This is a genomic window from Corynebacterium sp. HMSC071B10, assembly GCF_001814825.1.
Classification (GTDB): domain Bacteria; phylum Actinomycetota; class Actinomycetes; order Mycobacteriales; family Mycobacteriaceae; genus Corynebacterium.
In genome coordinates, this window is sequence record NZ_KV817991.1 from 1 (window position 1) to 1,139 (window position 1,139).

Below are 1,139 nucleotides of genomic sequence, written 5' to 3' on the forward strand. Positions count from 1 at the left end.
AGCACGCCAAGCAGCAGCCAACCCATGCCGTTCCACCCCCTCCACGCTGAACTGCACGCCGAGCGCCACCGGCAGCCCCGGCTCGTCGATGACAACGACCCCGCGCGGGCCACCGGTTATCCGTACGTCACGCAGATGAGGGCGTTCACGACGCACGATGTCGACCACGTCCGTCTCGGGGATCGCCGTCAGCCACCCCACCGCGTCGGTCGCCCAGCGCGGGTAGACGGTCACAGCTAGCCGTTGGCGGTCGTCATCGCTCGCCGGGGGGCGATCCTCGATCTGGGCGATCATCAGCAGGTCGTGGACGAACCCCACGCGCTTCCAAGTGTCCTCGCTGTGTGTCACTAGGGTCATCACTGCTGGTCACCGCCCTTTTTCGGCTGGGTTAGGCGGTCGCCGGACATGGTGCAGCCAAGACCCCCGCGCGAGGGGTAGACGCGCGCGGTCACATTGTCACCAGCCAGGACAAAATGCGTGCCGATTGGCACGCGCTGGGGCTCAAAAAACTCCGTGACCTGCACTTTTCCACCCTCAAAAATTGCGTCCATGATGATCGGTGCCAAGCCCTCGATCTCCCAGATCGGGCGACCGTGGCCGTCGGTCTCCTGCTGGTCGGTGTAGCGTTTTGCCTCCTTGTCGTAGACGCGCACCGGGGTGCACTCGACACGGACACGGGTGGCGACGACCTCGGTGGCCGTCGGAAAAACTAACTCCCTCATCGGGCTATCTCCTTGATCAAAACCCCCGCACCTTGCGGGTTGATCCCTAGAGAAGCCACATTAAAACCGCTGGTCAAGCATGGAAAACGGCCTGGAACGCAGTTTGGAACACGGTTTGGAACAGTCCCCGTGCAGGTCACCACGCACGCGCACGCACACCCCGCGCACGGTCTGGAAAATCGCCCCCGACTCCCCAGCCACGCGCCGACCCAGCACCAACCCCCATATGTGATCTTGGTCACGTTTTGAGGTTGGAAATCGCCGGCACCGGCGTGGCAAACGAAAACACCCCCGCATCTCTGCGAGGGTGATCTCTAGCGTTAATTCAACAATGAGCCTATATGACTAGGCCCGCGCTGTCGAGTGGGACACACCAGCGCGTCACGGTCGAGCGTGAGAACCAAAAGCAACCCCCCC

Annotated in this window: 2 protein-coding genes; both read right to left on the reverse strand. The window is 62.8% G+C overall.

Annotated features, from left to right (window positions below):
- Positions 1-357, reverse strand: a 357-nt coding sequence (locus HMPREF2990_RS02930) for a hypothetical protein (RefSeq protein ID WP_141757781.1), incomplete at its 3' end; no start/stop codon positions are given.
- Positions 357-722: a hypothetical protein gene (locus HMPREF2990_RS02935; protein WP_070762632.1), complete on the reverse strand. Its 366-nt coding sequence runs from the start codon at positions 720-722 to the stop codon at positions 357-359. The genes HMPREF2990_RS02935 and HMPREF2990_RS02930, both read right to left, overlap by 1 nt.
- Positions 723-1,139 lie beyond the last annotated feature (417 nt).

What these genes read in the sequence shown, in the direction of transcription:
- HMPREF2990_RS02935 (WP_070762632.1), bottom strand. Translation starts at nt 722, where the DNA reads ATGAGGGAGTTAGTTTTTCCGACGGCCACCGAGGTCGTCGCCACCCGT.